This is a genomic window from Thermomonospora echinospora (assembly GCF_900108175.1).
In the GTDB taxonomy this organism is placed as follows: Bacteria; Actinomycetota; Actinomycetes; order Streptosporangiales; family Streptosporangiaceae; genus Thermomonospora; species Thermomonospora echinospora.
In genome coordinates this window covers 93983-118967 of sequence record NZ_FNVO01000003.1, presented here as the reverse complement: position 1 = coordinate 118967, position 24985 = coordinate 93983, and the positions used below count along the sequence as shown (strand labels likewise).

Sequence of the window (24985 nt, the reverse complement as noted above, 5' to 3'; positions counted from 1 at the left end):
GCCGATGAAGCCGATGAAGGGAGCGGGCCCCCGGCCGGCGGTCGCGATGACGGCCACGATCATGGCCACGGCGCTCGTACTCGGCGGATGCAGCGGCTCGGGCGGCAAGAAGGCCGAGGAGGAGGCCGCCTCCGGTGCCGCGCCCGGTGCGGGACCCCGGCTGAAGGTCGCCATGGTCACCCACTCCGGCCCCGGCGACACCTTCTGGGACATCGTGCAGAAGGGGGCCAGGGCGGCCGCCACCAAGGACAACGTGGAACTGCTCTACTCGGCCGACCCCGACGGCGGCAAGCAGGCCCAGCTCGTGCAGACCGCCATCGACCAGAAGGTGGACGGCATCATCGTCACCCTCGCCAAGCCCGACGCGATGCGCGACGTGCTGGCCAAGGCCACCGCCGCGAAGATCCCGGTGGTATCCATCAACTCCGGCGCCGCCGAGTCCGCCCGGCTCGGCGCCCTGGTCCACTTCGGGCAGGACGAGACCGTCGCCGGCGAGGCCGCCGGGGAGCAGCTGAAGAAGATCGGCGCCACCAAGGCCGTCTGCGTCGTCCACGAACAGGGCAACGTGGGGCTGGAGGACCGCTGCGCGGGAGCCAAGAAGACCTTCGGTGGCCCCATGGAGAACCTGTTCGTCCAGGGCACCAACATGCCGCAGGTCAAGTCGTCCATCACCGCCAAGCTGCAGACCGACTCCGGCATCGACGGCATCCTCACCCTCGGCGCCCCGTTCGCCGCCACCGCCGTCGACTCGGTCAAGGAGACCGGCAGCGACGCCAAGGTCGGCACCTTCGACATGAACAAGGAGCTGATCGCCTCCCTCCGGGACGGCTCCATCCAGTTCGCCGTGGACCAGCAGCCCTACCTGCAGGGCTACCTGGCGGTCGACGAACTGTGGCTGCTGAAGAACAACGGCAACGTCGTCGGCGGCGGCAGGCCGGTGCTCACCGGCCCGGCCATCGTCACCAAGGACGACGCCGGGACCATCGCCCCGTTCGCCGACCGGGGGACGCGGTGAGCCAGGCGGTGCTGAAGTCCGCGGCCGCGGCGGACGAGCGCCTGGCCCGGCGCTCGCCGCTGCGGCGGCTGGCCGGCCGCCCAGAGTTCGGCGCGCTGCTCGGGGCGGCCGTGCTGTTCGCGTTCTTCTCCGTGGTGGCCGATGCCTTCCTGCGCGCGAGCTCGTTCTCCACGGTGCTGTACGCCGCCTCCACGTTCGGCATCATGGCGGTGTCGGTGGCGCTGCTGATGATCGGCGGCGAGTTCGACCTGTCGGCCGGGGTGATGGTCACCACCGGGGCGCTGGTCGCCGCGCTGGTCAGCTACCAGCTCACCCTGAACGTGTGGGTCGGGGTGGTGATCTCGCTGGTCGTCACGCTCGGGCTGGGCCTGCTCAACGGGCTGCTGTACGTGCGGACCGGGCTGCCCAGCTTCATCGTCACCCTCGGCACGTTCCTCATGCTGGCCGGCGCCAACCTCGGCGTCACCAAGCTGGTCACCGGGAACGTGGCCAGCGACTCCATCCGCGACATGGACGGCTTCGACGCCGCCCGGGCCGTCTTCGCCGCCGACCTGGACGTGGGCGGCGTCCGGGTCAACGTGACCGTGCTGTGGTGGCTGCTGTTCGTGGCGGTGGCCACCTGGATCCTGCTCCGCACCCGGACGGGCAACTGGATCTTCGCCTGCGGCGGGGCGCCCGGCAGCGCCCGCGCGGTCGGCGTGCCGGTGGCCCGCGTCAAGGTCGGGCTGTTCATGGGGGTGGCCTTCACCGCCTGGTTCTCCGGGATGCACCTGCTGTTCGCGTACTCCTCGGTGCAGTCCGGCGAGGGCGTGGGCAACGAGTTCTACTACATCATCTGCGCGGTGATCGGCGGCTGCCTGCTGACCGGCGGGTACGGGTCGGCGATCGGCGCGGCCATCGGGGCGTTCATCTTCGGCATGACCAGCAAGGGCATCGTCTACGCCGAGTGGAACCCCGACTGGTTCAAGTTCTTTCTGGGGGCGATGCTGTTGCTGGCCACCGTCGTGAACCTGGTCGTGCGCCGCCGGGCGGAGCCGTCGCGATGACCGGCTCCGGCAGCGCCCCACTGGTGCGCCTCACCGGCGTCGGCAAGAACTACGGCAACGTCATCGCGCTGCGCGAGGTCGACCTGCAGGTCTCCGCGGGCGAGGTGACCTGCGTGCTCGGTGACAACGGGGCGGGCAAGTCCACCCTGATCAAGATCGTCGCCGGGCTGCACCGGCACGACACCGGAACCTACGAGGTGGAGGGCCGCCGGGTGTCCCTGGCCTCCCCCCGCGAGGCCCTGGACCTGGGCATCGCCACCGTCTACCAGGACCTGGCGGTCGTCCCGCTGATGCCGGTGTGGCGCAACTTCTTCCTCGGCTCCGAGAAGCGCCGGGGCCTTGGCCGCCTGGACGTGCCGTACATGCGGCGCACCACCAGGTCCGAGCTGCTGGGGATGGGCATCGACCTGCGCGATGTGGACCAGCCCATCGGCACCCTGTCCGGCGGCGAGCGGCAGTGCGTGGCCATCGCCCGCGCCGTCCACTTCGGCGCCAAGGTGCTGGTGCTGGACGAGCCGACCGCCGCGCTCGGCGTCAAGCAGGCCGGGGTGGTGCTCCGCTACATCGTGCAGGCCAGGGAACGCGGGCTGGGCGTCATCCTCATCACCCACAACCCGCACCACGCCTACCCGGTCGGCGACCGTTTCCTGATCCTCAACCGGGGCCGCGTCATCGGCCACCACACCAAGGACGAGATCACCCGCGAGGAGCTGACCGCGCTGATGGCCGGCGGCGCCGAACTGGAGCAGCTCGCCCACGAACTGGAGCACACCGCCTCCGGCGCTGCCGCGGCCCGCGAACTCGCCAAGGGGGCCGAAGACCTGCGGCCCCCGCCCGCCCCGTGAGGACCGGCCGCCGCTAGCCGCCCCGCGCCAGCCGCACGACCTCGGGGTCGAGCAGGTCGGTGAGCTGGGCGTACGGCACGCTGCGGGTCCTGTCGCCGAAGCACAGCTCAGAGCTGGTCCAGGTGAACTCCATGCGGTCGGGGGTGAACGTCGGGGCCACGGCGGCGGCTCCGCCGATGCGGCCGAGGCCGGAGATCGGCGTGAAGGGGCAGGCCAGGCTCCCGCCGCTCCTGAGCGGCGGGGGCGGCGGGACCCGCCGGGACAGCAGCGCGGCGCCGTTGGCCAGAGCGGCGCCCTGGAAGATGTCGCTCTCCTTGAGCACCCGGCCGGTGGCGAGGACCAGGTTGACGGACTTGGCCCGCAGGCTGGTGCCGCCACCGGCGAACACCGGGTTGCCGATGAGGTAGCGCACCGACATCAGCCCGGGCCCGCGCGACCCGTACCGGACTTTGACGGTCAGCCGCATGGGGGTGCCGGGCAGGTTCCCGCGGGCCTGGGGGTCGGTCTGCGCCCAGTGCTGCCGGTAGTCGGCGACGGCCTGGTCGAGCGGGGCCCGTAGGGCCTGGTTGATCCGCTGCTGGACGGTCCGGTCGGGATGCCCGCTGACCGTGACGTACTCGGCCTGGTCGACCCGCATCGCGATGTCGGGGAACGCTTGCGAGTACGTTCGGGTCTGCGCCGAGACGTTCAGCGTGGCGGGTTCGGTCTCGTCCCGGCCGGCGTACAGCACGCCGCCGGTCACGGTGGTGCCTACGACGGCGGTGGCCGCGATGGCGGCGGCGACCTTGGCCCCCGTGCCGACGAGCAGCCCCGTTCCCGCCGCGCCGCCCGCCCCCGCCACCCCGGCGGCCCCGCCCGCACCCGCCGCCAGGCCGGCCGCGGGCGCGGTCAGCCCGGCGGCGGCGAGCGGGAACAGCGCGGCCAGCGCGACGGCCGCCGCGGCGAGCGTGCGCACCCCGCGCGCCTCCCAGTCCGTGCCGTACGCCGCCCGCGCCGCCTGCTCCAGCTCCTCCACGAACGCCGCCGCGCCGGGCGGACGCTCCTCGGCGCTCTTGGCCATCCCTTGCTCGACCAGTGGGCGCAGGGGCTCGGGCACGTCCTCGGCCGGGATGGGAGCGGTGCCGTGCATGGCCATCAACGCCATCCGGTCCGTGGCGTCGTAGGGGCGGCGTCCGGTGATGCATTCGTAGAAGACGCAGGTGGCGGCGTACACGTCGGTGGCCGGGGTGGCGGGTTCTCGTCGCCACTGCTCGGGGGCCATGTAGTAGGGGGTTCCGGCCGCCGATGCGGCGCCGGTGGGGGTGGCGATGCCGAAGTCGATGAGCTTGCTGCGTCCGTCGGCCGGGACGATGACGTTGGCGGGTTTGTAGTCGCGGTGGACGACGCCGACGGCGTGTGCGGCGGCGAGCCCGAGCAGCGAGCCCTTCAGCACGGCCAGCGCCGCTTCCGGTGCGAGCGCGCCATGCCGAGCCAGTACCGCCTTCAACGGTGTGCCGTCGACGGCTTCCATCACGATGGCGGTTCCGTGTTCGCCTTCGACGAGGCGGTAGAGGCGGGCCACATGCGGGCTGGTGACCTGTCCCAGCATCCGCGCCTCGTGCCGGAAACCGGACCTGGCCTCGTCGTCGGCCTGGGCGGGCAGGTATTTGATCGCCACCGGGGCGCCGGACTCCTCGTGGACGGCCAGCACCACCCGTCCCTGACCCCCGTGTCCCAGCTCGCGCACCTCACGGAACCCGGAGACCCGCCACTGCTGCACGCGTACCCCCCGCACTTCCCGGTGATCAACGACCAAACGCTACCGACCGGGCCGAGGCGGGCAAGGCCATTGGCCGGATATTTCCATTACGGAGGAGCTCTTGCGAGATGTCCATTACGGAGGAGCTCTTACGGGATGTCCATTGCGGGGGGAGGAGCCCTTACGCGGTGGGCCTCGGGCGGGTGGCGCCGATGTGCTCGGCGAGCAGGCGGACGCGGGCCTCGTGCTCGTCGTAGCCGACCACGATCGGCGGCTCGTTGTACGGCATGGTGTCGGAGGAGCGGCGCAGCTTGACGTACTGGCCGCAGGCGTCGATCGCGTACGGCTCCATGTCGTCCTGCAACGCGCCGATCACCGTGATGCCGTGGGTCTCGCCGATCCGCCGGAACAGCGCCACCGCCTCCTTGCGGTGCTCCTTGCCCAGGTTGCGGCCCAGCTCGTCCAGCACCAGGCACAGCCGTCCGCCCCCCGAACTGGCCAGCGCCGCCGCGCACACCAGCTTGACGGCCTTCTCGTCCATCAGGGCGGTGTTGGCCCGCCGGTTGTAGGGGACGTACCGCTGCCCCTCCGAACGCCGCCACTTGGGCACCACCCGCCAGCGCCACTCCTGCTCGGGGTCGGCGGGCGGCTCCGGAGTGGGGAAGTCCAGCGTCGCGCCATAGCCGCCGTAGGCCAGATCGAGCTTCTCGAACTCCTCGGCGACCCGCTGCAGCCGGGCGCGGATCGCGGCGGTCAGCGCGGTGCGGTGTGCCGCCGCCGCGCTCGCCGCCTCCTCGGCTCCGGCGCCGGCCTTGTCCATGTCGATGCGGCGGGCCGACAACTGCACCTCGATCTGCCGCCGCTGGTGCCGCTCGTAGTCCTCCTGCTGGCGCAGGTAGCTCTCCAGCGCCTTGGCCAGGCGGGGAAAGGTGGACTGCTCGCGTTCGGTGCGGCGGCCCTCGCCCTCGATCCGCTCGCGCAGCAGGAAGCGGACCTCCTCGGGCATGTCCTCGTCGGCCACGCCGTCGGGGAAGACCCGGCGCAGCGCCTCCCCGAGGTGTTTTTCGGCCGTGTGCCACCACTCGTCGGGCGTCCAGGTGCGCTCGTCGGCGTCCAGGGCCAGCAGCCACTCCTCGGCCGCCTCACGGGAGGCGCCCCACTGCCTTTGCAGGTCCTCCAGACCGAGCGCGACCCGCTTTTCGGCCAGCTCGGCGGCCCGCTCGCGCGCCTTGTCGCGGGTGCGCTCGTGGGTCTCACGCCGCCCGCGCAGCCGGTCGATCTCCAGCGCGCGGGTGTCGGCCTTGGCCTGCAACCGCCGTACGGACTGCTCGGCGGCGCCCAGCCGGGGCCCCAGCATGGCCTCGCTGGTGGCCAGCGCCTCCAGCCGTTCCCGCAGCTCGGCCATGCTCTCCTGGACCTGGGCGAGCTCGGCGGCCGCCCGCGCGCCCGCCAGCCGCCGCCCCGCCAGGGCCACCTCCGCGGAGGCCTCCGCAGCGTCCTGCCGGGCGGTCTCCACCGCTTCGCGCACCTCCTCCAGCGTGGCGCGGGCGGCCTGCACCCGGGCGACCCGGCCGGTCACCGGCTCGGGGAAGCCGCCGACGACCACGACCCCGGTGGCGTCCCCGCCGGACAGCGCGGCGAAGAACGGGCCGAGCGCCGCCCGGCACTCCACGCCCTGCGGCAGGCCCTCGGTCACCGGCTCCCCGGTGAGCGCGCCCTCGGCGGGGACGACCATCGAGCCGGGCAGCCCCCGCAGCGCCACCACCGCCGCCGGGACGTCCCGCGCCGCCACCACGACCGCCTCCCGGTACGGCCACAGCGCGACCTCCCAGCGCTCGCGGGCTCCGGGGGACAGGTCGATGGCGTCCAGCAGCCCCATGGCGGCCACGCCCGCCTCCGACAGCGCCCTGATCTGCGCCGGGGCGCTGCTCTCCCCGGCCTCGGCGGCGGCCAGGTCCCGTTCGGCCTGGGCGAGCCGGCCCTTGGCCATCCCCAGCCGCTGCTGGGCCTCGTCCCGGCGGGCCTCGGCCTCGGCCAGCTCTTTGACGGCGGCGTCCTCGTCGCGGTCATCGGCCTCGCGCCGCCGGTCCTCCAGCGCGGAGACCTGCCGGCGCAGCTCCTCCAGCCGGTCGCGGGCCACCGCCTTGTCCTCGCCGATCCGGTCGGTCTGGCCCTTCAGCTCCGCCAGCACGACCGACGCCTCGGCCAGCTGCTCGTCGAGGGCGCCGCCGGTGAGCTGCTCCATCTCCCGGTCCACCGCCTTGATCGCGGCGGCCAGCTCGGCGGTCTCGGCGTGCAGCCGCTCCAGCTCGGCATGGTGGGCGGCGTCGGCCTGGGCGGCGTCCACCAGCAGCCGGGCCTGCCGGGTGCGCCAGTGCCGCAGCGCCGCCGCGACCTCCTGGCGGGCCCGGTCCCGGCGGTCGAACGTCCGCAGCAGCGCGGCGGCCTCGCTCTCCCACTCGGCCAGCCGCTCGCGCGCCTCGGCGGCCTTGGCCCGCTCGCGGTGCTCGTCGGCCCGGGACCTGCGTTCGGCCTCCAGCTCCCGGTCCAGGCCGGTCAGCGCGGCGATGGCGCCGAAGATCCGCTCCGGCGGGATCTCGTTGAGCGGCTGCGACAGCAGGTTGGTGGCGACCTTGCTGCGCACGGACGTCGACAGGAACGACACGCACCGCACCCGCCCCCCGTACAGGACGCGGCCCAGGTCCTTGGCCACCAGGTCGCGGCGCCCGGCCGAGCGGGGCAGCTCGGCCCACCGCCGGTCGGCCAGCGCCACCCGCTCGGCCTCCGACGGAGCCGCCGCCAGGTGTACGCCCTGATGCCACCGGATCTCCAGGTGCGGCGCGTCGGCGTTCACCCGCAGCCACACCGTGACGGCCTCGTCCAACTCGTCGGGGTGCGCGAAGACCCCCACGATGTAGCCGTGGTCGGCGCTGGCCCACCGGCTCTCGCCCTGGGCCGCCAGCTCGGCGTTGAACAGCAGCTCCGCCACCGCCCGCGCGCCCGAGGCGAACCGCCACTGCTCGTCGCCCAGCAGCGCCGTGATGGCCGCGATGAACGACGACTTGCCGGCGCCGTTGGAGTCCTTGGGCCCCTGCCCGGCCACCACGATCAGCGTGCCCGGCACGGTCGGCACCGGATGCGTCGACAGCCGCGAGATGTTGACCGCCTGCACCGCGATCAGCGTGCGGTCGCCCACCACGTTCTCGGCCGCGCCCCGCAGCCCCTCCGGCTCCCCCGTCAACAGGGCCGTCACACCCGCTCCTTCCGTGCGCCGCGCCGCCGGGCCCGGATGGCCGCCGCCAGCGGCGAGTCCGGGCCGGCGGCCAGGATCAGCTCCTCCTGCAGCCGCCGCCGGGCGGCCTCGGTCAGCCGGTGGAACTGCGGGCCCGGCACGTACCCGCCGGACGCCTCGTCCGCGCCCGCCTTGACCTGGCCGACCAGCCCGGCCGCCCGCAGCCGCCGCAGCGCCGCCTCCAGCTCCGAGATCGTCAGCTGCGAGCGGCGCCGCAGCTCCTCCAGCGGCGCCGGGTACGGCGACAGCCACGAGTCGTCGGTCAGCAGGCCCTCGGCGCGCGGGATCGCCACCGAGTGGATCAGCACCAGCACCAGCACCGCACGGTCGGCGATCGGCAGGACGCACGCCGGGTCGCCGGCCAGCGCCTCCCGCACCGCGTCGTCGTACCCGGAGATCCAATGCGCCGGGGAGGTGCGGATCAGGGTCCGCCCCGACAGCTCCAGCATCCGCGCCACCGTGCGCCGCAGCGCGGGCTCGCGCAGCGCCGGGAAGCGCACCTCTGGCACCGGCCCGGCCGCGTGCTCCACCGCCATGTACGCCGCGACCAGCTCGGCCCTGCGCTTCTCGTCGTAGGGGCGCAGCAACGGCTCGAACAGTTCACTCATCAGAACCACCGGGCGGCGGGGGCATACGGCGGAGCAGAGCGCGCAGCGGGGCCAGCGACTCCTCCGCCCACAGCGCCGTGCGCGGGCCGGGCCGCACCGTGCCCGCCTCCTCGTCCAGCAGCAGCCAGCCGGTGTCGGCCAGGCGGCGCAGGTCGCCGACCGCCCAGCGGCGCATCAGCTCGGCGTCGCCCCGCGTCGTCGTCGCGTACAGCTCCAGCACGTCGGTGAGCGCGGCGGCCCGCCCCGGCCAGGGTGCGTCGTCCAGCCGGGTCCAGCAGCAGCGCAGCGCGGCGGCCAGCACCCGGCGGGCCTGCCCCGGCCGGTCCAGCGGCATCGGCAGGGTCTGGTACTCCTCCAGCACCGCCGGGGTCGCCCCGTCCGGCCAGGCAGGCAGCGCCCAGACCCGTTCCCCGGCGGCGACCCGGGTCAGCCCGGCGGGCACCGGCTCGGCCGCCGGGAACGCCACCGGGCCGGTGATCCTGGCCCGGGCCCGCGCCAGCACCTGCGGGTCCACCTGTGTCACGGGGCCTCCCCGAGGCGTTCGAAGACGCCGTCCGACAGCCAGGACGGGGAGGAGCCGGGCCGTGCCCGCAGGCCGTCCGACCACACCAGCCGGTAGGGCAGCTCCGGATGCAGATGCGCCGCCGACAGGTCGGCCAGCAGGCGCCGGGCGGTGGCCCAGTCCCGGTTTAGGACCTGGTGGACCTCCACTCGGTCACGGCCGCGCAGCACCTGCTCGGCGATCCCGGCCAGCCGGTCGGCCTCCGAGCGGTCGGCGGGTGTGCGGTCCGACAGCCCCGGGTCCGGCACGGACGGGCGGGGCGGCGCGGGACGCGGCGGCGTGGTGCGCGGCCCCTCCTGCACCGCCGTGACGATCGCGGCCGGGTCGTGCCAGGGCGCGGGCGCGTCGAACACGAACCCGTCCAGGACGCCCGCCAGCTCCTCGCGCGAGGCCGTACGGGCGTAGGTCCGCCAGGTCTCCGGCGGCAGCAGGGTCAGGTTGCGGGTGGTGCCGGCCGAGTCGGTGAGCCGGGCGGCGGCCCGCCGGGAGGCGTCCCCGTAGGCGTGGATGGCCGCGCGCAGCTCGGTACAGGTGCGGTCCAGCTCGGGCCAGCGGCGCAGGATCGCCCCGTGCAGCCGCTCGGCCCGCTCGATGATCTCCGCGGTGCCCCACAGCTTGGGCGCCTGCTCGCGCAGCTCCTCGATGGTGGAGTTGGCCAGCGTGAGCAGCTCCACGCTCCACAGCCGGAACGCCCGGCCCAGCCCCTCGGCGCCCGCCCGCGCCTGCTCGGCCGTCATCCGCGGGTCGGCCACGTTGAGCTGCTCCAGGGCCAGCAGCCGGTGCATCTCCGACTGGCCGCCGTCCAGCATCATCCGGCGGACGAACATGAGCCCGACGACGCTGGTGAACGAGGCGCGGTAGCGCAGCTGGTTGGGCTTGGGGAACACCTCGCGGATCGCGCCCAGGCCCCGCAGCACCCGCAGCCGGTTCTCGAACGCCTCGGCGGGGTGGTGGCGGCACACGTGGCGCATCTGCTCCCGGCTCAGCCCCTCCTCGCCCGCCTCGGCGAACGCCGACAGCAGCGTCTCGGCGATGTCGACCAGCTCCGGGTCATCGACGACCGCGCCGGCGTCGCGGGCCAGCGCGGCGAACATCTGCCGGTAGACGCCCAGCACGGCCTCGCCGACCAGCACGTCGTCGAGGGATCCCGGGGGCTCAGGCGGAGAGGGCACGGCGCACTACCGTACCGGGACGTCCGGCGTGATCAGGCACGCCGCGGGGCGGACGGGGCGCCGCGCGCCGCCCCGGGCGACCGCATGTGGCCGGACGGACACCTTCCGTCCGGAAACCGGGACGGCGTGTGGCCGCGGGTGCAAGACTCACATGACCAGCAGCTGTCGGGCCACTTAACAACCACGGATCAGCATCCCGGATCACCAGGGCACATGACGTCGGAGACCGTTCACGCCGGCCCCGGACCCCGGCCGCCGGCCCTGCCCGCCGAGCCGAACCCCTTCATCGGCCGCGAGCGCGATCTGGCAGACCTGCACCGGCTGCTATCGGAGACCAGGGCGGTGACGCTGTGCGGGCCAGGCGGCATCGGCAAGACCCGGCTGGCGGTGCGGGTGGCGCGCTCGCTGGCCGGCGAGCACCCCGACGGGGTGTGGTTCGTGGAGCTGGCCGACGTCACCGCCGGCGGGGCCGACCTGGACACGGTGGTCCGCCGGGTCGCGGCCGCCTGCGGGCTCGCCGACGAGCCTGGCCGGGCGCCGCTGGACACCCTGGCCGACGCGCTGCGCCGGCGCCGGGCCCTGGTGGTGCTGGACAACTGCGAGCACCTGGTGGAGGAGTGCGCCGGCCTGTGCCGGGCGCTGCTGGCCCGCTGCGAGCGGCTGCGCGTCCTGGCCACCAGCCGCGAGCCGCTGCGGGTGCCGGGCGAGAACGTGTGGCGGGTGCCGCCGCTGTCGGTTCCGTCCGCCCGGGACCTGGACGTGCACGCCGCGCCGGAACGGCACGAGGCGGTCCGGCTGTTCGTCGCGCGCGCCACCGCCGCCCGCCCCGACTTCGTCCTCACCCCGGACAACGCCCCGGCGCTGGCCGAGCTGTGCCGGGCGCTGGACGGGGTGCCGCTGGCACTGGAACTGGCCGCCGCCCGGGTGCGGGTGCTGTCGCTGGAGCAGATCGCCGACCGGCTGACCGACCGGTTCCGGCTGCTGACCGCCGGGGACCGCACCGCCCCGCCCCGGCAGCGCACGCTGCGCGGCGCCATCGACTGGAGCCACGAGCTGCTGACCGAGCCCGAGCGGATTCTGCTGCGCCGGCTGTCGGTGTTCCGTGGCTGGTGCCTGGATCAGGCCGAGCAGGTGTGCGCCGACGAATTACTGCCCCAGGAGACGATCCTGGACCTGCTGGCCGCGCTGGTGGACAAGTCCCTGGTGGTGGTCGGCCGCGAGGTCGGCGGGCAGAGCCGGTTCCGGATGCTGGACAGCATCCGCGAGTACGCCGCGCGGCGGCTGGCCGACGCCGGGGAGACCGAACGGCTGTGCCGCCGGCACCGGGACGCGGTGCTGGAGACGCTGGAGCGCGACGCCGAGATCGCCATGGCCGGGCGGGAGGCATCCTGGCGACAGCGGGTCGAGCTGTTCGGCAAGTACGACGCCGAGCAGCACAACGTGGAGGCCGCGCTGGCCTGGTCCAGGGAGCGCGGCGACATCGAGGAGGGGCTGCGGCTGTGCCTGGCGGCCCGGCTGTACTGGGGCCCCCGGGGGTACTACGCCAAGGCCGCCAAGTGGAGCGACTGGTTCCTGGAGCGGGGCGAGGCGGCCGGCCCGCACGTCCTGGGCCCCGCCCTGGTGGGACGCGCCCAGATGGCCGTCGACCAGCGGGACTTCGCCCGTGCCGAGAGCTGGGCCCGTACCGGGGTGGAGCACTGCCGGGCGTCCGGGAACTTCTCGATGGCGGCCGCCGGGCTCGGCGTGCTGGTGTGCCTCACCCACCGTGAGGACGACGCCCGGGCGCTCGCCCTGGCCGACGAGGCGGTGCGGATGGTCCGCGCCGAGGGCGACCGCTGGAACGAGTCGCTGTCCCTGTTCTCCAAGGGTGTGCTGCAGCTACGGCGGGGCCGGCTGCGCGAGGCCGAGGCCTCCCTGCGGGAGGGGGTCGCGCTGATGCTCGACCTGGACCAGCTGTGGGGCGCCGCGCTGGGCCGGTCGCTGCTGGGCACGGTCGCCTGCGCGCGCGGCGACCTGGCCGGGGCACGCCGCTGCTTCGGGGAGGCGCTGCCCGCGCTGCGCGAGATCGACGCCCGGCCGATGATCATTCGGTGCCTGACCGGGCTGGGCCGGTGCGCCCTGCTGCAGGGAGATCTGGCCGACGCCCGGCAGGTCTTCGGGGAGGCGCTGCGGCTGGGGGCGTCGATCGGGCTGCGGATCGCCGTCGCCCGCGGCCTGGAGGCGTTCGCCGAGCTGCTGGCGCAGGAGGGCGACGAGCACGGGACGCTGCTGCTGGCCGGCGCCGCCGCGGCGCTGCGGGAAGCGATCGGGGCCCCGCCGGGCCGCACCCCGGGCTCCGGGACGCGGCTGGAGGGAGTCCTAGAGCAGGCCCGCCGGCGGCTGGGGGAGCAGCGGGTCGCCCAGCTGTGGGGCGAGGGCCGGGCGATGTCCGTCGAGGACGCGGTGACCTACGCGCTACACGGGCCGCCGGGCCGGGACCTCCCGGAGCGGCCCGCCGCCGCGGGCGCCGATCCGGACGGCGCCTTCGGTGACGCCCTCGGTAACGCTTTCGGCGGCGACTTCGGCCACGCACCGGGCGGCGCCCGTGTTCCCCGGGACGCCGCTGGTCATGACCCCGGCGCCGGTGGCCGCGCACCGGGCCGCGCCCGCGCACCGGGCCGGGCCCGCGTGCGGAGCGCCGCCGGGCCGATCACCGGGCCGGGGACCGGTCCCGCCCGGGTGCCGGCGGCGCCGGTGACGCCGCCGGGCCTGCTGACCCCCCGGGAACGGGAGGTCGCCCGGCTGGTCGCACGCGGGCTGAGCAACCGGGGGATCGCCGGCGAGCTGGTGATCAGCCCCGCCACCGTGGCCCGCCATGTCACCAACATCCTCACCAAGCTGGGCTTCGGCTCCCGGGCGCAGATCGCCGTGTGGGCGGTCGACAACATCGCCGGAGGCGAGTAGGCCGCGGGCCGCCATGTGTACACATCCCCGGCCCGTCAGACCCTTGCAGTGCAAGAGGCGCTACGCATGCACATGCGCAGTTCGATGCATGTGCAGCAAAAGTTCGGAACGTAACGTCGAACGAGTGAATGCCAGCGCGCCGTCCACCGGGGTGGCGGTCCCCGGCACGACGGTGACCGCCACGGTCTCCGGCACGAATGGCCAGGTGCCGTCCTGCCGGCGGATCCTTCCGATCCATCCGGTGGACGCGGGACCGCGTCCACCGAGTGGCCGGGTCATGCGTCGCGCGCTCCCGAGCTCCGTACGTCTGTGGCCGTCGAGGAGGGGAGGCGACAGCCGTACCGGAGCGCGCGACGCATCCCCGGTGGGGTGAGGGCGCGGGCGCACGCCTACACATCCGCCTACACGCTTCTGTGGATGTGACGGCGGCGCCCGCCCCCATACTGTCGGCGCATGGTTGACGGCGGGCCCGGCGCTCTCTTCGGACGGCACCCGGCGGACGCTCACGGGCCTGCGGCCTCCGCACGGACGATCCCGGCCGCCGTACTGGACGCGGTCATCCGCCAGGCCGCCCGCACCCCCGGCAAGGCCGCGCTCATCGACGGCACGCGCTCACTCGGCTACCGCGAACTGGCGACCCTCGTCCCGGCCACGGCCAGGGGGCTGGCGCGGCGCGGCGTCCGGCCCGGCGACCTCGGCGGGGTGCACCTGGACTGCGCCTGCGACCTCACGCTGGCCGTGCACGCGGTCGCCGCCGCCGGGGCGGTGCCGCTGCTGCTGCCGCCCGGCGCGGACGTGGCCGAGCTGGCCGGGCTGCTGGTCGACAGCCAGGCCCGCTTCCTGTTCACCTCCGCCGCGCTATCCGGGCCCGCGCTGGCGGCCACCGAGCGTTCCTACGTCCGGCAGGTGTTCGCGTTCGGCGAGGTGGCGGGGGCGACACCGGTCGCGGAGCTGCCCGTGCCGGCCCCGCCGGGGGAGGCGGACCGGCCGGTCGCCGGCCCGCCGCACGATCCGGCGCTGTGGACCCCGCGGGGCCGGCTCAGCCACGCCGACCTGCTGTCGCACATCTCCCGGCGGGCCGCGACACTCCAGATCGACGGCACCGACGTCCTGGTGGCGGCCGCGGCCGAGTTCGCCCGTGCAGCCGAGACCTGGCTCGGGCTGATCCACCTGGCGCTGGCCCACGGCGCCACCTTCGTGGCGGTACCCGGCCCGGGCGGACCGTCGTTGCTGACCACCGCCGGACGCCACCGCGCCACCGTCGCCGTGACGATCCCCGACACCCTGCGGGCCCTGGCCGCCTGCCCCACCTGCCGGCCGCCGGCCGGCCTGCGGGTGGCGGTGATCGGCCGTCCTTCGCCGCAGGCCGCCGACACCTGCCGTCGCCACGGCTGGACGGTCGTGGACGTGCAGTGACCGGCTTGTGTCCTGCGGCGGCCGGTGCCCGCCGCCGTTATGGGCGGACGGTCGTGGGCGTGCGGTGAGCGGCCTCGTCCCGGCTCATGCCGGGCGGGGGATGGACTTGTGCTCCAGGTAGGCGACCAGGCCCTCGGGGCCCAGCTCGCGGCCCAGGCCGCTGTTCTTGTAGCCGCCGAACGGGGTGTTGGGGTCCAGGACGTACATGTTGACGCCGCAGCTGCCGGTGCGGATCTGCCGGGCCACCTCCACGCCGTGCTCGACGTCGGCCGTCCACACCGAGCCGCCCAGCCCGTAGGCGCTGTCGTTGGCGATCCGGATCGCGTCCGCCTCGTCCTCATAGGGGATCAGCGCCAGGACGGGACCGAAGATCTCCTCCTGGGCGATCCGCATGGAGTTGTCGACATCGGCGAACACGGTCGGGGCGACGTACCAGCCCCGGTCGTGGGGCCGGTTCAGCCCGCCGGTGAGGAGTTTGGCGCCCTCCTCCTGGCCGAGGCGGATGTAGCCCTCCACCCGTTCCTGCTGGCGGCGGGCCACCAGGGGGCCGATCTCGGTGGAGTAGTCGGCCGGGTCACCGACGGTCAGGGAGCCGACCATGGCGGCCAGCGCGTCGGCCACCTCGTCGTAGCGGCTGCGCGGGGCCAGGATGCGGGTCTGGGCGGCGCACGCCTCCCCGTTGTTCATCAGCGAGGCCAGCTTGAAGCCCTCGACGGTGGCGGCCAGGTCGGCGTCCTCCAGCACGATCGCCGCCGACTTGCCGCCCAGCTCCAGGGTGACCCGCTTGAGCTGCTCGCCGCAGACGGCGGCGATCTGCCGGCCGGCCGCCGTCGACCCGGTGAACGACACCTTGTCCACGTCCGGGTGCGCCACCAGGTACGCGCCGACCTCGCGTCCGGCCGGGACGATGTTGACCACGCCCTCCGGGATGCCGGCCTCGGTGATCCACTCGGCCAGCAGGTAGGTGTCCAGCGGGGTCTCCGGGGACGGCTTGGCCACCACCGTGCACCCGGCGATCAGCGCCGGGGCCAGCTTGAGCATCAGGGTGAACTGCGGGACGTTCCACGGCACGATCGCGGCCACCACGCCCACCGGCTCGCGGGTGACGGTCACCGGGCCCAGCATCCCCGGCCGCTCCTCCTCCCAGGTGTAGGAGGCGGCCAGGTCGGTGTAGTACTGCAGCACCATCTGCGGGATCGCGGACTGCCCGAACACCGAGAACATGATCGGCGACCCCATCTCGGCGGTGACCAGGTCGGCCATCTCCTGCTGCCGCTCGGCGTAGATGGCCGCCAGCCGGCCCACCACCTCGGCCCGCTCGGCGGGGGTCATCCGCGGCCAGGGCCCGGTGTCGAAGGCCCGCCGGGCGGCGGCGACGGCATGGTCGATGTCGGCCTCGGTGCCCTCGGGGACCCGGCCGATGACCTCCTCGGTGTGCGGGGAGATCACCTCGATGACGCCCGTGCCCGCCGGGGCCGTCCACTGGCCGCCGATGAACAGCCGGTCGTGCTCGCGCATGCCGCCTCCAAACCAGGCTTACCGAGTGCTTGCTTGGTCAAGCCTTACGCACCGGCCGAACGTTGTCCACACTGGGTCCCACCGAGTTGGACCTTCGTCTGGACGCGCGTCTCATCACAGCAGGTGCGCGTTCGGCTCCCGGGCCCGCTCGGCCAGGTCGCCGATCCACACCACCTCGATCCCGGCAGCGCGCAGCACCTCCTCGCCGTCGCCCTCCACGAACAGCGAGGGCTCCCGCCAGGCGTACACCACCCGGCCGATCCCCGCGTCCACGATCAGCCGCGCGCACGGCCGGGGCCGCGACAGCCGCCGCCCACAGGGCTCCAGCGAGCTGTAGATCGTCGCCCCGCCCAGGTCCGCCGGCTCCATCGGCTTGGCCAGGGCGGCCTCCTCCGCGTGCGCCTTCGGGTCGCTCTCCCGGGAGAAGCCCCGGGACAGCTCGGTCCCGTCGGCTCCCACGATCACCGCCCCGACGGAGAACGCCGTCCGCGAGGGCGGGCACAGCCGTGCCAGGTCGCACGCCAGTTCCAGCCAGTGCCGATCCCGTTCGGCCTGCTCGCCGCTCATCGCAGCCCCCTCGTCAGGCCCACCGTCTCCATCGTCCCTCCCGGATCCGGGCGGCTCAGGTGCGGGGGTGCTTGATCAGGTAGCGCATCAGGGCCAGGTCGCCGATGCGGGTGACCTCCGCCAGGCGCATCGGATGGGCGGGGTCCTGCGGGAAGACGCCCGGGTGCACGAACCGGGGCGCCGACGGGTCGCCGACGAAGAAGGGGGCCACCACCAGTTGCAGCTCGTCGGCCAGGCCCTCGGTCAGGAACCGGGTGTGCATGCCGCCGCCGCCCTCGACCATCAGGCGCCGCACGCCCCGCCTGGCCAGATCCGCCAGCATGCCCCGCAGGTCGACCGGGTCGCCGCCGTCGATGACCTCCGCCGCGCCCGCCAGCCGCTCGGCCAGCCCGGCGGCCGCCCGTGAGCCGGCGTAGACCAGCTTGGGGGTCTCCCCGGTGGTGAAGAAGCGGGCGCCGGGGTCCAGGTCGCCACCGGCGGTCACGGTGACCTTGACGAGCTGGCGTGGCAGGCCCCGGGCGGCCCGCCGCTCCTGCCGGGCCGGGGACCTGATCAGCAGCTTGGGGTCGTCCCGCCGGATGGTGTTGGCGCCCACCAGGATGGCGTCGCAGGTGGCGCGCACCCCGTCCACGCGGTCGAAGTCGGCGGGGCTCGACAGCCGCAACCGTTCCGGCGTGGTGTCGTCGATATAGCCGTCAACGGACATCGCGCAGCTCAGCAGCACATAAGGGCGGTCACTCACGTTCCGACGATAGCGCCGTCACGATCATCCTCCGGCGGTGCGGGGGTGGTCGATTGTGGTTTACCGGCGTTTCTGCGACGGCTGGGACAGCGGTGACCTAGGGTGGCCGGGACATGCGATTCCTGCACACCTCCGACTGGCATCTGGGCCGCTCCTTCCACCGGGAGGACCTGCTGACGGCCCAGGCCGCCTTCGTCGACCACCTGGTGGAGACCGTGCGCGCGGAGCGGGTCGACTGCGTGCTGGTGTCCGGGGACGTCTACGACCGCGCGCTGCCCCCCGTCGACGCCGTGCGGCTGTGCGACGAGGCGCTGCGCAGGCTGGCCGAACAGGCCCGGGTGGTGCTGATCGCGGGCAACCACGACTCCGCCCACCGGCTGGGCTTCGGCGCCGACCTGATGGACACCGCCGGGGTGCACGTGCGCACCGGCTTCGCCACCGTCGGCAGGCCCGTCATGATCGAGGACGTGGCCGTCTACGGCATCCCCTACCTGGAGCCCGAGCTGGTGCGGGCGCCCTGGGAGCTGACCCGGCGGGGCCACACGGCGGCGCTGACCGAGGCGATGCGCCGGATCCGCGCCGACCAGGCCGAACGGGGCGCCCCCTCCGTGGTGCTCGCGCACGCCTTCGTCACCGGGGGAGAGCCGAGCGACAGCGAACGCGACATCTCGGTGGGCGGGATCGCCGACGTGCCCGCCGCCGTCTTCGAGGGCGTCGACTACGTGGCGCTCGGCCACCTGCACGGCCGATGGCCGGTCACCGACCGAGTGCGTTACTCGGGCTCGCCGCTGGCCTACTCCTTCTCTGAGGAACACCACGAGAAGGGCTCCTGGCTGGTGGACCTGAACGATGGCGAGATCCACGCCGAGTTCGTGGCCGCCCCCGTCCCGCGCCGCCTGGGCCGGCTGGCGGGCCGGTTGGAGGAACTGCTGGCCGACCCCGCCCACGAGCCGCTCGAAGACCGCTGGCTGCACGTCACCCTCACCGACGGCAAGCGCCCGCAGGGCGCCATGGAACGGCTGCGGGCCCGCTTCCCCCACACCCTCGTGCTGACCTTCGCACCCGAGGGCGGCGCCGCCGCCGACCGGCGGACCTGGACCGAACGGGTCAGGGGCCGTTCCGAAACCGACATCGCCCGCGACTTTCTCGCCGAGGTCACCGGCGCCGACCCCGCGGAGGCCGAACTCGCCCTGCTCGGGGAGGCGTTCGAGGACTGCCGCCGCAGGGAGGCCCTGCGATGAGGCTGCACCGGCTGGAGATCACCGCGTTCGGGCCGTTCTCGGGCACCGAGACGATCGACTTCGCGGCCCTGTCGGACGCCGGGCTGTTCCTGATCCACGGCCAGACCGGGGCGGGCAAGACCAGCGTGCTCGATGCCGTCTGCTTCGCGCTGTACGGGAAGGTCCCCGGCGTGCGCGGCAAGGCCGACGGGCTGCGCAGCGACCACGCCGCGCCGGGCGTGGCGCCGCAGGTGGTGCTGGAGACCACGATCCGGGGTCGTAGGTTCCGGTTCACCCGGTGGCCGGCCTGGGAGCGGCCCAAGCTGCGCGGGTCGGGGACCGTCCGGGAGAACGCCCGGGTCCTGGTCGAGGAGCTGGCGAGCGGCCGCTGGTCGGGACTGTCGAGCAGGCTGGACGAGGCCGGGGACCTCGTCGAACGCCTGCTGGGCATGAACGCCGTCCAGTTCTGCCAGGTGGTGCTGCTGCCGCAGGGGGAGTTCGCGGCGTTCCTGCGGGCGGGCGCCGAGGAGCGCCGCAAGGTGCTGGAACGGCTGTTCGCCGCCGAGGTGTACGCCCGAGTTGAGAAATGGCTGGTCGACAGCCGGGTGGAGACCGGCCGGCAGGCGGCGCGGCTGCGGGCCGCCGCCGAGTCCGAGGCCGACCGGATCGCCGAGGTCGCCGGTGCGCAGCGGCCCGGCGCCGGCCCGGTGCCCTCGCCGCGGCGCGCCGAGCCCGGCGAGCAGCCGCCGGAGCCGGTCGAGGAGCTGGTGCCGTGGGCGGCGGAGCTGGCGGGACAGCTCGCGGCGGTGCGGTCGGTGGCGCGGGACCTGTCGGCCGAGTACTCGGCCGCGCTGGTGCAGGCCCGCGAGGCCGACGAGCAGGGCCGGGCGCTGGCCGACCGGCAGCGTCGCCACGCCGACGCGCAGCGCCGCCACGACGCGCTGGCCGGGCGCTCCGCCGAACGCGCCGCACTGGCCGCCCGGCTGGAGGCGGCCGTCCGCGCCGACCGGGTGATGCCGCTGATCGACGCGGCCGCCGACCGGGAGCGGCGCGCCGAACGGGCCCGCCGCCGCGCCACCGAGGCCAGGGCCGCGGTCGGTGCGCTGGCGCCCGGCGCGGCCCCCGAGGACGTGCTCGGCAAGGCCGAGCGGGACCGCCGCGACGAGGCCGCCGGGCTGGAAGGACTGCGCGAGGAGGCCGCCCGGGAGCGCCGGCTGACCGCCGAGGCTGCCGGGCTCGCCCGCGACGCCGAACGCCTGCAGGCCGGCGAGGAGGAGCTGAGGACCCAGCTGGAGGAGCTGCCCGCCCGAGTCGAGGAGCACCGCGCCGCGCTGGAGGCGGTGCGCCTCCGGGTGGCCGGACGTCCCGCCGCGCGGCAGGCCGTGCACGACGCGATGGAGCGCGTCGACAAGGCGCGGCGCCGCGAGACCGTCACCGCCGCGCTGGCCCGTGCCGAGGAGGAGCAGCGCGCCGCGGTCGACCGGGCGCAGGAGCTGCGCGACCGGCTCCAGGCGATCCGGCAGACCCGGCTGGACGGGATGGCCGCGGAACTGGCCGCCGAGCTGGCCGCGGGCGAGCCGTGCCTGGTGTGCGGGTCGCGGGAGCACCCCGCCCCGGCCACCGCGCACGCGGACGCCCCGACCCGCGAGGACGAGGAGGCCGCCCAGCGGTCCTACGACCGGGCGCAGGCGGCCCGCGAGCAGGGCGGCGCCCGGGTGGCCGAGCTGCGCGCCGAACGCGACGGCCTGCTGGAGATCACCCAGGAGCCCCTGGACGCGCTGGTCGCCGCCCTGGAGGAGGCCCAGGCGGCGCTGAAGGCCCTGGACGCCGAGGCGGCCGAGGCCGACGGCCTGCAACAGCGGCTCGTCCGGGCCGAGCGGGAGCTGTCGCAGGCCAGACAAGAGCGCGAGACCGTCCTGCAGCGGCTCGCCGGGACCCGCACCCGGTATGAGGAGCTCACCACGGAGGCGGCACGGCTGCGCGAACGCCTCGACGAGGCGCGCGGCGACGACCCCACCCTGGAGGCCCGCATCGACCGGCTCTCCGGCGAGGCCGAGGCGCTGCGCGCCGCCGTCGAGGCGGCCCGGGACGAGGCGGGCGCGGCCGAGGCGCTGGCCGATGCCCGCGCGGCCGCCGGGCGGGCCGCTGAGGACGCCGGCTTCGACGGGGTCGAGCAGGCGCGGGCCGCCGCGCTGACGGAGGCCGCCCGTGACGGGCTCCAGCAGCGGATCCGCGCGTTCGACACCGAGGAGGCGGCGGTGCGGGCGGCGCTGGCCGACCCCGAACTGGTGGCCGCTGCTGCGCTGCCCACCCCGGACCTGGACGCCCTGCGGGCCGCGTTCGAGGCGGCCCAGCACGAGCACAACGAGGCGTTCAACGCGCTGCGGAAGGCACAGGACCGGTGCGACCGGCTCGCCGAGCTGGGCGGCCGGCTGGCGGCGGCCGTCGCCGCGTGGCGCCCGGTCGCCGAGCGGCACGCCGTCGCGTTCCGCCTGGCCGGGCTCGCCTCCGGGCAGCACCCCGACAACCACCGGCGGATGCGGTTGTCGGCCTACGTGCTGGCGGCCCGGCTGGAGCAGGTGGTCGCCGCCGCCAACGAGCGGCTGGCCCGGATGTCGGCCGGGCGGTACGCGCTGGAGCACACCACCGACAAGGCCGCCGCCGACGGCCGCCGGGGCGGCACCGGCGGGCTCGGCCTGCGCGTCGCCGACGCCTGGACCGGGCAGTCGCGCGACCCGGTCACCCTGTCGGGCGGCGAGTCGTTCATCACCTCGCTGGCCCTGGCGCTGGGGCTGGCCGACGTGGTCACCGCCGAGAGCGCGGCCGGCACCGAGATCGGCACGCTGTTCGTCGACGAGGGCTTCGGCACCCTGGACGAGGAGACCCTGGACGAGGTGATGGGGGTCCTGGACGGGCTGCGCGACGGCGGCCGGGCCGTGGGCATCGTCAGCCACGTCGTCGAACTGCGCGCCCGCATCCCCGCGCAGCTGCGCGTCCGCAAGGAACGCACCGGCTCGACCGCCACCGTCACCGTCTGAACGGAAGACCGGGCCGGGCCGCTCAGGACGCCTGCGAGCAGGGGACGGTGAGCTTGTGGCCGCGCGCGGACGGGCCGGTGAAGAAGTCCCGGGCCACCCGCACGCCGGTCAGCTCCCCGGGGTCGGGGACGTTGAACACCGTGCCCCGGAAGGCCGCGCTGTCGGGGTCGCCGGAGAAGTCGCCGGCCTGGGCGGGCAGCATGCCCTCGTAGTCGATGCGGGTGACCTGCCGGACGGCCTTCAGCATCCCGTCGCGGGTGAGGTCGCCGTTGGCGGCGGCCCGCTGGATCACCGCCTTGAGCGGATACGACCACACCCAGCCGGAGGTGTAGTTGTCGTTGGGCCGCACCGCCCCCAGCGCCCGGCGCATGGCGGTGTGGCCGGGGGAGTCGGTGGCGAACGCCTTCCAGGGCGAGACGTAGACGAACTGCTTCTTGACGGCCGCGATGCGCTCGGTGTCCTCGCCCTCCAGGAGGGCCTTGCTCCAGGCGGGGGTGTTGCCGATGAAACGGCCCTGGTAGCCCGCGCGGGAGGTCTGGGCGAGGATGGCGCCGACGTCGGCGGGTCCGACCGTCAGCAGCACCAGGTCGGGCTTGTCCGCCAGGATCGCGGCGACGGCGGCCGACTGCCGCTCGGCCCCGGGGGCGGTGGCGACGGTCTTGAACGCGATCTCGTTGCGCTCGGCGGCGATCCGGGCCCCGCCGAGCGAGTCGGCCCCGTAGTCGTTGTCGTAGTGCACGACCAGCATGCTCTTGGACTTCCAGGTGTCGACGGCGTAGTCCACCGCGTTCATCGACTCGAAGCAGTAGTTGGTGCCCGACTCCAAGATCACGTCCTCGAACTCCCAGGCGGAGACCCATGAGGCCGGCGCCGCCACCATCTTGTCGGCCCGCAGCTCCGGCAGGATCCGGGCGGTCGTGGGCGAGCCGAGGGTCTGCGCCAGCGCCAGCACCTTGTCTTTCATCTGCCGGTACAGGCGCTGGTGGGTGGCGGGGTCGTACCTGCTGTCCACCACGTGCCTGGTCAGGTCGACCTCGTAGCCGCCGATGCCGCCCTGCAGGTTGACCCGCCGCCAGAACGCCTGCTGCGCCCTGGTCAGCGGCGCCCCCAGCTCGTGGAACGGTCCCGAGGTCAGGTCGGAGATGGCCCCCAGGTAGATGCACCCCTTGCTCTTGTCGATCGCCTCGGGGCAGGGCTCCTTGGTCACCCCCGGGGCGCCGGGCGCGGCGGTCGCCGGGCCGCCGGACGAGCCGCCGCAGGCCGACAGGCCCAGGGCGAGCACGGCGACGGCGGAAACGAGGCGGGACGCGCGCGGCATGACCTTCTCCAAGCACCCGGGGTGGCCATCGGCCAGGGCCGCCCGGCCGATGGGGAAAGTGTGCGGGGTAGTGACACCCGTCACAAGCGTTACATGAGAACCATCTCATAACACAAGGACAGTCCTCCGCGCTCGCCACGGGCGGGAGGCGGGACTGTGAACGGCTACATCCCCGCCGGACCGGACTGCTCACCGACCCGTTGCCGCACCGTTGCCCCCAGGGCGTTCGCCCGACACGGGGAACGTGTCACGATCATCGCGGCACCGCTCGATGAGGAGTCATCCATGAGACACACCGGACTTCGCGCCGTCTCGGTCGCCGGCGCCGGGCTCGCGCTCGCCGCCGTCACCGCCGTCCCGGCCCTGGCCGACGGCGGCCACCGGCAGGTGCGGTTCGCGACGTTCAACGCCTCGCTCAACCGCAACGCCGAGGGCGCGCTGGTGGCGGACCTGTCCACCCCGGGCAACGCCCAGGCGCGTACCATCGCCGAGACCGTCCAGCGCACCCGGCCGGACGTGCTCCTCATCAACGAGTTCGACTTCGACGCCGAGGGCCGGGCAGCCCGGCTGTTCCAGGACAACTACCTGTCGGTCGGTCAGAACGGGGCCGCGCCCATCGGCTACCGGTACCGCTATACCGCGCCCAGCAACACCGGCATCGCCTCCGGCCTCGACCTCAACAACGACGGGAAGGTGGTCACCCGGCCGGGCGAGGCCGGCTACGGCGACGACGCCTACGGCTTCGGGGCCTTCCCCGGCCAGTACGGCATGGCCGTCTACTCGCGGTATCCGATCGACGAACGCCGGATCCGCACGTTCCAGAAGTTCCGGTGGAAGGACATGCCGGGCGCGCTGCTGCCCGACGACCCGGCGACCTCCGCCCCGGCCGACTGGTACTCGCCCGCCGAACTGGACGCCGTCCGGCTGTCGTCCAAGAGCCACTGGGACGTGCCGGTCAAGGTCGGCGGCCGTACCGTGCACTTCCTGGTCAGCCACCCCACCCCGCCCACCTTCGACGGGCCCGAGGACCGCAACGGCCGCCGCAACCACGACGAGATCCGGCTGTGGGCCGACTACGTGCGCGGCGGGAAGGCGGCCCGTTACATCTACGACGACCGCGGGCGGCGCGGCGGGCTCGCCCCGGGCGCCGCGTTCGTGATCGCCGGGGACCAGAACGCCGACCCGCTGGACGGCGACAGCGTGAACGGCGCCGTGAACCGGTTGCTGGAACACCCTCGGGTGGACGCCTCCGTGATACCCACCAGCGCCGGCGCGCCCGAGGCCGCCGCCCTGCAGGGCGGCGCCAACGCCGCCCACCGGGGCGACCCGGCGCACGACACGGCCGACTTCGCCGACGGGGCGCCGGGCAACCTGCGGGTGGACTACGTGCTGCCGTCTCGGCGGCTGCGGCCGGTGCGCGGCGGGGTCTTCTGGCCGGTGGCGGCCGACCCGCTGTCCCGGCTCACCGGCGTCTTCCCGTTCCCCGGCTCCGACCACCGCCTGGTCTGGCTGGACGTACGCGGCTGAGCGTCGCCGGGATCCGGGGGCGGGGGCCTACAAGTACCTACAGGTACAGGCCGGTGCCGTGCTCGGGACGCTCGCTGGCGATCGCGTGCAGGTCCCGTTCGCGCATCACCAGGTACTCCTGCCCCTGGATCTCCACCTCGTACTGGTCGTCGGGGTGGAACAGCACCCGGTCGCCGACCTTGACGGTCCGCACGTGATGCCCGACACCGCACACCTCGCCCCAGGCGAGGCGGTTGGACTGCTGCACCGTGGCCGGGATGACGATGCCCCCGCTGCTGCGACGCTCTCCGGACTCCTGCTCGACCTTGATCATCACACGGTCGTGCAGCATCTGGACTTCGAACTTCGGCTCGGACACGCTCTGAGCTTAGTCGAGCATCGGCCATGAGCAGTAAAGGTCGCGCCCGGACCCGCCCGC

18 protein-coding genes are annotated in these 24985 nt (G+C 74.5%); 8 read left to right on the top strand and 10 right to left on the bottom strand.

Annotated elements, in window-relative coordinates; genetic code table 11:
• Positions 1 to 4 precede the first annotated feature (4 nt).
• The 3 genes from C4U03_RS08060 to C4U03_RS08050 are packed head-to-tail and all read left to right on the top strand — an operon-like array spanning position 5 to position 2906.
• Complete coding sequence (locus tag C4U03_RS08060) at positions 5 to 1015, top strand: sugar ABC transporter substrate-binding protein (RefSeq protein ID WP_103937062.1); 1011 nt, start codon at positions 5 to 7, stop codon at positions 1013 to 1015.
• A complete protein-coding gene (locus tag C4U03_RS08055) occupies positions 1012 to 2061 on the top strand; it encodes an ABC transporter permease (protein ID WP_200827130.1) in 1050 nt (349 codons plus the stop codon). Before C4U03_RS08060 ends, C4U03_RS08055 begins: the two co-directional genes overlap by 4 nt.
• Positions 2058 to 2906 (top strand): ATP-binding cassette domain-containing protein, encoded by an 849-nt coding sequence (locus tag C4U03_RS08050; protein ID WP_103937061.1) that lies wholly within the window; start codon positions 2058 to 2060, stop codon positions 2904 to 2906. The genes C4U03_RS08055 and C4U03_RS08050 overlap by 4 nt, the downstream gene beginning before the upstream one ends.
• A 13-nt stretch (positions 2907 to 2919) precedes the next feature.
• Here the strand turns inward: C4U03_RS08050 and C4U03_RS08045 are convergent, their stop codons facing one another.
• From C4U03_RS08045 to C4U03_RS08025, 5 genes are all read right to left on the bottom strand, one after another.
• Positions 2920 to 4665, bottom strand: coding sequence for a serine/threonine-protein kinase (locus C4U03_RS08045; RefSeq protein ID WP_103937060.1), 1746 nt, complete (start codon positions 4663 to 4665; stop codon positions 2920 to 2922).
• Between the two features lie 160 nt (positions 4666 to 4825).
• On the bottom strand, positions 4826 to 7897 hold the full coding sequence (locus tag C4U03_RS08040; protein ID WP_103937059.1) for a coiled-coil domain-containing protein: 3072 nt from the start codon (positions 7895 to 7897) through the stop codon (positions 4826 to 4828).
• Positions 7894 to 8544, bottom strand: a complete 651-nt coding sequence (locus C4U03_RS08035; RefSeq protein WP_103937058.1) for a hypothetical protein — start codon at positions 8542 to 8544, stop codon at positions 7894 to 7896. Before C4U03_RS08035 ends, C4U03_RS08040 begins: the two co-directional genes overlap by 4 nt.
• Positions 8537 to 9067, bottom strand: coding sequence for a hypothetical protein (locus C4U03_RS08030; protein WP_103937057.1), 531 nt, complete (start codon positions 9065 to 9067; stop codon positions 8537 to 8539). The genes C4U03_RS08035 and C4U03_RS08030 overlap by 8 nt, the downstream gene beginning before the upstream one ends.
• The gene (locus tag C4U03_RS08025) at positions 9064 to 10278 is read right to left on the bottom strand and encodes a hypothetical protein (RefSeq protein WP_103937056.1); all 1215 of its coding nucleotides are present in this window, start codon (positions 10276 to 10278) and stop codon (positions 9064 to 9066) included. Before C4U03_RS08025 ends, C4U03_RS08030 begins: the two co-directional genes overlap by 4 nt.
• Positions 10279 to 10491: 213 nt before the next feature.
• On the opposite strand from C4U03_RS08025, the gene C4U03_RS08020 reads away from it, so the two are divergent.
• Both C4U03_RS08020 and C4U03_RS08015 read left to right on the top strand, forming a co-directional pair.
• Positions 10492 to 13221, top strand: a complete 2730-nt coding sequence (locus tag C4U03_RS08020; protein ID WP_160146925.1) for a LuxR C-terminal-related transcriptional regulator — start codon at positions 10492 to 10494, stop codon at positions 13219 to 13221.
• Between the two features lie 453 nt (positions 13222 to 13674).
• Positions 13675 to 14637: an AMP-binding protein gene (locus C4U03_RS08015; protein ID WP_103937054.1), complete on the top strand. Its 963-nt coding sequence runs from the start codon at positions 13675 to 13677 to the stop codon at positions 14635 to 14637.
• Between the two features lie 84 nt (positions 14638 to 14721).
• Here the strand turns inward: C4U03_RS08015 and C4U03_RS08010 are convergent, their stop codons facing one another.
• The 3 genes from C4U03_RS08010 to C4U03_RS08000 all read right to left on the bottom strand — a co-directional run bounded on the left by C4U03_RS08010 (position 14722) and on the right by C4U03_RS08000 (position 17464).
• Positions 14722 to 16155, bottom strand: a complete 1434-nt coding sequence (locus C4U03_RS08010; RefSeq protein ID WP_103937053.1) for an aldehyde dehydrogenase — start codon at positions 16153 to 16155, stop codon at positions 14722 to 14724.
• A 114-nt stretch (positions 16156 to 16269) separates the two neighbouring features.
• Positions 16270 to 16722, bottom strand: coding sequence for a deaminase (locus C4U03_RS08005; protein WP_103937052.1), 453 nt, complete (start codon positions 16720 to 16722; stop codon positions 16270 to 16272).
• 55 nt (positions 16723 to 16777) lie between these two features.
• The gene (locus tag C4U03_RS08000) at positions 16778 to 17464 is read right to left on the bottom strand and encodes a RibD family protein (RefSeq protein ID WP_103937051.1); all 687 of its coding nucleotides are present in this window, start codon (positions 17462 to 17464) and stop codon (positions 16778 to 16780) included.
• Positions 17465 to 17577: 113 nt separating this feature from the next.
• Here C4U03_RS08000 and C4U03_RS07995 point away from each other — a divergent pair, with 113 nt between their 5' ends.
• Together C4U03_RS07995 and C4U03_RS07990 are read left to right on the top strand one after the other, a co-directional pair.
• The gene (locus C4U03_RS07995; RefSeq protein ID WP_103937050.1) at positions 17578 to 18705 is read left to right on the top strand and encodes an exonuclease SbcCD subunit D; all 1128 of its coding nucleotides are present in this window, start codon (positions 17578 to 17580) and stop codon (positions 18703 to 18705) included.
• On the top strand, positions 18702 to 21722 hold the full coding sequence (locus C4U03_RS07990; RefSeq protein WP_103937049.1) for an AAA family ATPase: 3021 nt from the start codon (positions 18702 to 18704) through the stop codon (positions 21720 to 21722). Before C4U03_RS07995 ends, C4U03_RS07990 begins: the two co-directional genes overlap by 4 nt.
• Before the next feature lie 22 nt (positions 21723 to 21744).
• Here C4U03_RS07990 and C4U03_RS07985 read toward each other — a convergent pair whose 3' ends face one another.
• Entirely contained in the window at positions 21745 to 23040 is a 1296-nt protein-coding gene (locus C4U03_RS07985) for an ABC transporter substrate-binding protein (RefSeq protein ID WP_103937048.1), read from the bottom strand.
• A gap of 285 nt (positions 23041 to 23325) precedes the next feature.
• Between C4U03_RS07985 and C4U03_RS07980 the strand changes: the two genes are divergently transcribed.
• A complete protein-coding gene (locus C4U03_RS07980) occupies positions 23326 to 24567 on the top strand; it encodes an endonuclease/exonuclease/phosphatase family protein (protein WP_103937047.1) in 1242 nt (413 codons plus the stop codon).
• A 37-nt stretch (positions 24568 to 24604) separates the two neighbouring features.
• On the opposite strand, the gene C4U03_RS07975 is transcribed toward C4U03_RS07980, so the two are convergent.
• Positions 24605 to 24925 (bottom strand): GroES family chaperonin, encoded by a 321-nt coding sequence (locus C4U03_RS07975; RefSeq protein ID WP_103937046.1) that lies wholly within the window; start codon positions 24923 to 24925, stop codon positions 24605 to 24607.
• Between the last annotated feature and the right edge of the window lie 60 nt (positions 24926 to 24985).

Bases quoted from the DNA above. Each gene is read 5' to 3' on its own strand.
- C4U03_RS08020 (WP_160146925.1), top strand. From the start codon at position 10,492: ATGACGTCGGAGACCGTTCACGCCGGCCCCGGACCCCGGCCGCCGGCC.
- C4U03_RS08060 (WP_103937062.1), top strand. From the start codon at position 5: ATGAAGCCGATGAAGGGAGCGGGCCCCCGGCCGGCGGTCGCGATGACG.
- C4U03_RS08015 (WP_103937054.1), top strand. From the start codon at position 13,675: ATGGTTGACGGCGGGCCCGGCGCTCTCTTCGGACGGCACCCGGCGGAC.
- C4U03_RS07990 (WP_103937049.1), top strand. From the start codon at position 18,702: ATGAGGCTGCACCGGCTGGAGATCACCGCGTTCGGGCCGTTCTCGGGC.
- C4U03_RS08050 (WP_103937061.1), top strand. From the start codon at position 2,058: ATGACCGGCTCCGGCAGCGCCCCACTGGTGCGCCTCACCGGCGTCGGC.
- C4U03_RS07995 (WP_103937050.1), top strand. From the start codon at position 17,578: ATGCGATTCCTGCACACCTCCGACTGGCATCTGGGCCGCTCCTTCCAC.
- C4U03_RS08005 (WP_103937052.1), bottom strand. From the start codon at position 16,722: ATGAGCGGCGAGCAGGCCGAACGGGATCGGCACTGGCTGGAACTGGCG.
- C4U03_RS08010 (WP_103937053.1), bottom strand. From the start codon at position 16,155: ATGCGCGAGCACGACCGGCTGTTCATCGGCGGCCAGTGGACGGCCCCG.
- C4U03_RS08035 (WP_103937058.1), bottom strand. From the start codon at position 8,544: ATGAGTGAACTGTTCGAGCCGTTGCTGCGCCCCTACGACGAGAAGCGC.
- C4U03_RS07980 (WP_103937047.1), top strand. From the start codon at position 23,326: ATGAGACACACCGGACTTCGCGCCGTCTCGGTCGCCGGCGCCGGGCTC.
- C4U03_RS07985 (WP_103937048.1), bottom strand. From the start codon at position 23,040: ATGCCGCGCGCGTCCCGCCTCGTTTCCGCCGTCGCCGTGCTCGCCCTG.